General features: G+C 45.9%; 3 protein-coding genes. 1 reads left to right on the forward strand and 2 read right to left on the reverse strand.

The genetic code is table 11. The features are described 5' to 3' along the window. Both QUB04_RS29845 and QUB04_RS29850 read right to left on the reverse strand, forming a co-directional pair. Window positions 1-1,218: Calx-beta domain-containing protein (locus tag QUB04_RS29845; RefSeq protein ID WP_333290143.1), on the reverse strand; the 1,218-nt coding region annotated here is incomplete at its 3' end. Between the two features lie 643 nt (window positions 1,219-1,861). Continuing rightward, window positions 1,862-3,970, reverse strand: a complete 2,109-nt coding sequence (locus tag QUB04_RS29850; RefSeq protein WP_333290145.1) for a GAF domain-containing protein — start codon at window positions 3,968-3,970, stop codon at window positions 1,862-1,864. A 315-nt stretch (window positions 3,971-4,285) separates the two neighbouring features. On the opposite strand from QUB04_RS29850, the gene QUB04_RS29855 reads away from it, so the two are divergent. Further along, a complete protein-coding gene (locus QUB04_RS29855; RefSeq protein WP_333290147.1) occupies window positions 4,286-5,197 on the forward strand; it encodes a pantothenate kinase in 912 nt (303 codons plus the stop codon). Window positions 5,198-5,275 lie beyond the last annotated feature (78 nt).

Genomic DNA, 5,275 nt, shown 5'->3' on the forward strand with positions numbered 1-5,275 from the left:
GCCACCGGTGCGAGTAACGTTAATCGTAACCGGGTCGCCTTCAGCCACCGTGTAATTTGGTTGGGCGAACTGGAAGATACTTGGAGATGTCGGCGTCGGCGTTGGCGTTGGCGTCGGCGGCACATCATTAATCGTCAAAATTGACGTATTACTGACATTGCCACCGAACAGCACCAAATTCACCCTTTCCGGCGATTCCAAAATCGAATCAGTCAAAGCCGTCACGGTGAAACTAGCGGTTGTTTGCCCCGCATCAAAATTCAACACCCCCGCCGCCGTAGTGTAATCCGCTGCTGTGCCTGCTGAACTTGCCGAATCGTCAACTGTAGCGTAGTTAATCGATGCCGCCGCCGTGCCACCGGTGCGAGTAATGTTAATCGTAACCGGGTCGCCTTCAGCCACTGTGTAATTTGGTTGGGCGAACTGGAAGAGACTTGGAGATGTCGGCGTCGGCGTCGGCGTCACATCAATTCCTTGATATTGAATACTCCGCACTAAGTAGTCGGAACTATCGCTTTTGACGGAGGTGCTAGTGGCGTAGGCAGCGGTGGGGCTATCGTAGGCTTTGGCGGAGAACCGCAGTTCGTCAAAAGCAACGCTAGTGGAATTTGCTTGTATCTGGAATGTGAAATTGCCATCGGCACGATCGGCAATGAAAGTCACTCCATCTGAAGACACACCGATCGGTTTTGGAGTGATCGGAGGGGTAGGAGGGTTGAGGCGAGCGATCGTAAAATTGGTAGCCGGTACCAAAGCCCCGTTATTGAAGATTTGCAGCAAACCAGCTTCATTGCCTTGATCGTTCGCTGTAGTAGAACTGGATTTGGGAAGTAATCCACTCAGCCCGATCGTGGCGCTAGTAATGTCCTTGTTATCTCCCCATTTCACCTTCAGCACCTGAGATTTATTGGTGTTGGGGTCAAAGTTGATTTCCGCCCGAAGTTTATTGGCGTCGGTGAACCAACCAGGATAATCAGATGCGACACCAACACCAGCGGGACCGCCGTAGCTCAACCAGCTTTTAGGGTTTTCGTTCGTTGCTAAGGTGAGGTTGCTGAGGGCAGTAGGGTTAGTGTAGTTCGTTTCCACGCCATCAAAAGCTATCCCAGACAGTTGGATGCCTTGATCCTTGGCGGCAGTAGGCCATTTTGCGATCAGGTCATTGACATTGCTGTAATTAGTGCTTGTACCCAAAGAACCAGTGATTGAAGTAGCCATAGCTTCTGTGTTAATGATGAGTAATTAAGAATTAGAAGTGACTGAAAACCAGAGGTTGGGCTTTCTTGTAGCGATCGGTCACTGCAAGAAAAATTTCCTCATACCTGCAGGTAAATCAAGTAAAAATGCTTGCCCAATAAGCATCTGAAGGTATTATTGCCCCTGATCAAATATTGAGTGTAAATAATTACACCTACTTAGACAGATTTACATAGATAGCTTTAACTTTCATCATCAATAAGTTATATCCGGACAAATTGCGATCTTTTTTTCAGCCCTATAAAAAGCGGGTTTTCCACATCTGTAGAGGAGAGCTTACATCCCACATTCCGGGCCCCCCAAGAGGCAGCTTTCAGTGATTCAGCGGACAGAAGTGAATCCGCAGAGACAATTATGAGTAAAAATACTTATGATTTTATATGTCTAAGCATCACCCAGTTGGGAATTTCTGAAAATTGGGGTTCGGGCGTAAGTTAAATCTGATTTCATTAAAAATGCGTTAGCGAAGCTGGCCGTAGGCATCGCTAAAAAACCAAGTTTATTGGTGATACGTAATGTGATTGACGATCGCCCTCAAGATGTCAAATGGGTTCTATACTACTGCCAGAGTGACAAAACAGAGTTAATCTGACTAAAGTAGGAATTATGCACTTACCCTCCTCTGATTTGTCAGCGGCAACTCTACAATAAACTCAGTTCCTTCACCAACCTGACTGACGCAACGGATCTTGCCGCCGTGAGCTTGAACAATTACCTGATAGCACACTGAAAGTCCCAAACCAGTGCCTTTCCCCACAGGTTTAGTAGTAAAAAATGGGTCAAAAATCTTGTCTTGAATTTCCGCAGGAATGCCAGATCCCGTGTCGCGGACAGAGATTGTTACCCAGTCCGGCTCGCTTTGCCAACTGCGGATAGTTAATTCCCCCGGTTTGCTCGTTGACTGGAGCGCATCTAAAGCATTGTCAATCAAATTATAAAATACTTGGTTAATTTGACTGGCATGACATTGGACGGGCGGCAAACTGCCGTATTGCTTGTCTATTTTGATATGGGTTTTTAGCTTATTTTGCAGCATTAAGAAACTGCTTTCTAAACCTTCATTTAAATCTACTGGTTTTAATTCAGCGTGGTCTAAACGAGAAAAATTTCGCAGCGTCATCACGATCGAGCGAATCCTCCCGCTTCCTTCCCGCATTGAATTGAGAAGTTTACCAAAGTCTTCTCGAATGTAATCGAGTTCTAGTTCTTCATTGATTCTGACCATTGCCTCCCCTGCTTCCGGGCAGGCATTTCCGACCTGTTCTAGAGCTTGGTTCAACGCTTTAAAATATTCTTGAGCGTGAAACAAGTTAGCGTGGATGAAATTGTTGGCGTTGTTAATTTCATGAGCAATTCCGGCTACCATTTGCCCCAAACCTGACATTTTTTCGCTTTGAATCAATTGCTGCTGTGCCGATCGCAATTCTTCTAACGCAGCCTGCAACTGCTGGGTTTGAGCTTGAGATTTTACCGCAGCGTCTTGGACTTGGCTGTAAAGTTCTGCTTGCTGAATGGCGATCGCCATTTGGTTGGCTATTTGGGATAGCAACTCCATCTCTTGCCGCTGCCAATTGCGGGTATCCCCGCACTCGTGAGCAATCAGCAAACCCCACAGCCTACCGGGATATTTAGGATTATAGCTTCCGGCTGTGTCGGAGGTATTTTCTTCAGTTCTGGATGTAACTATCGGCACAATCAGATTAGCTTTTACCTGCAAACTATCTAAGAAATCGACATGACAAGGCTCTAAACCAGCATTAAAAATATCATTAATTGCTTTGACTCGCCCTTGCTGGTAAAGATCGGCGTAATCTCCCCGGAAACACTTATCAGCCCCCATATCTCCTAAAATTGAAGGCCAAGGAACAGTCATGTTTTCAACAACAACTTTTCCTTGCCAGTTGTCTTGAAACTGATAGATAATTACTCGATCGCACTGCAAGAGTTGGCGGACTTCCCTCACCGCTGTTTCCAGGATAGTTCCCAGATCCAGGGTACTGCGAATTTGGTTGCCGATCAGCCGTAGCAGCGATTCTCGTTCGGCTTGGCGCCTGGTTTTGCTATATAGTTTGGCTTGATTGATCGCGATCGCCAATTGCGATCCTACCCCTTCTAAAAGCTGCCTTTCCCAATCAGTCCATTCCCGTTCGCGATCGCACTGATGCAAACCAATTATGCCATTCACTTCACCTTGATAGCGAGTAGCTACTGCCAGCATTGAGTTAATTTCCAAAGCTTCGGCAATTTTTCGGGTTTGTGGATTCAATCCCGGAAAATCGAGAAACTTCGTCACTGCTAGGGACTCTTGCTGAGACACGACGGCTGCCAAATGCGGGTTGTCACTCATGGGTACTTTCATTCCCAGTTGGATCGGATAGTCCCCCGCGTTGTACTCTCCGCGCGTGACTAAAGTTTTTTCTGTATTTGATTCTTTGACTAAAATGCTCACGCGGCTGGCCTGTAACGCTTGCCCCAGCAATCTGCAGGCCGATGTCAAAATTTCTTCTATGTCAAGTGTACTGCGAATTTCGTTATTAATTTGGTTCAGCAAGTTTGATAACTGAACTTGCTGCTGCATCTGCACTATTAGGGCTTTTTGTTGGTCTACTTCCGGCAGCGAAAGACTTTCTTCCTGCCTCCAATTTTCAGATTCAGGCAACCGCGAAGTTACTTTGTACCAGGGGTTTTCGTGTTCTTGTATTTTTAAAGACATATTTACTCAGCAGTTGTACAGTATTTTGATTGAGTCGGGTTTTTTAAACCTGTGCTTACCCCGCCAACAGCCCCATCGCAGCTACCAGGACTTTTGGAATATCTTAAGACATTATAAAGGAGGCAGCCTGAGCAAAGCAATTATTTGCTTTACAAATATTTATATTTAGCAAGTATGCCCTCTGCAGGCGACAATACTAATTGGTGCGCGGCATGGAACTTGGTTAGATGTCAAATAGAGTTAACCGCCCGGTTAAGCAAATAAAATTAATCTAAAATCTATCTTTAGTTCAATGTTTGCGCCGGCCCGCTTAACATGGAAAATTCGCTTCCCGACAATTTTAGTTCGCCAGCAACCACCGACAACATTACTTCTGGATCGACAGGTAAAGCGCAGATTAAAATAGCTTTGGCGATCGGCAATTCCCGGCTGCACTGGGGATTATTTGTGGGCAAAACCCTGGAGAAAACATGGGATACAGAGCATCTCAATGCTGATGCTGTTTCCCGGTTCTCCGAGAAGCAAAAGGCCGAATATTTGGTGCAAACAGTAATGAGGTCGATCGAGGAAATATCTGCTCAAAATCTCCTTTGTCTTCCTGCTACTCCCGCATTTTCTAGTCCTCACACACTTTCTTTAGTTCCCCTGCCTCTAGTTTTAGCCTCCGTTGTTCCCCAGCAAACAGCAATTTGGCAGAGTTATCCAGATGTCGGGATTATTACTTTAGACCAGTTACCGATCGGGGGACTCTATCCTACCCTGGGAATTGACAGAGCTTTGGCTGTACTGGGTGCTGGCAACCAATTTGGTTGGCCAGTTTTACTTATAGATGCTGGTACAGCTTTAACATTTACTGGGGCTGATGTCAATAGGTATTTAGTTGGGGGCGCAATCTTACCAGGTTTGGGTTTGCAGTTATCGTCGCTAGGTAAAAAAACCGCTGCATTACCATTAATTAGTTTACCACAAAATCTGCCGCACCGCTGGGCGAAAGACACTGCTGGCGCAATTCAAAGCGGAGTTGTGTATGCGACGGTGGCAGGAGTTAGGGATTTTATTGAAGATTGGCGGGGTTTGTTTCCTGATAGCAAAATTGCACTCACGGGGGGCGATCGCACTATGCTTTTAAAATACCTCATAGCAGCCTTTCCTGATACAGCAGCAGGTTTAATTGACGCAGCAGAGGCTATTTTTTGGGGAATTAGCCTGTTAACTGTTGACTGTTGACTGTTAACTGTTGACTGTTGACTGTTGACTGTTGACTGTTGACTGTTGACTGTTGACTGTTGACTGTTGACTGTTGAC

The organism is Microcoleus sp. D2_18a_B4 (assembly GCF_036702475.1).
GTDB lineage: Bacteria > Cyanobacteriota > Cyanobacteriia > Cyanobacteriales > Microcoleaceae > Microcoleus.

Excerpts from the sequence above, each read along its gene's own strand:
- QUB04_RS29850 (WP_333290145.1), bottom strand. The coding sequence starts at position 3,970 with ATGTCTTTAAAAATACAAGAACACGAAAACCCCTGGTACAAAGTAACT.
- QUB04_RS29855 (WP_333290147.1), top strand. The coding sequence starts at position 4,286 with ATGGAAAATTCGCTTCCCGACAATTTTAGTTCGCCAGCAACCACCGAC.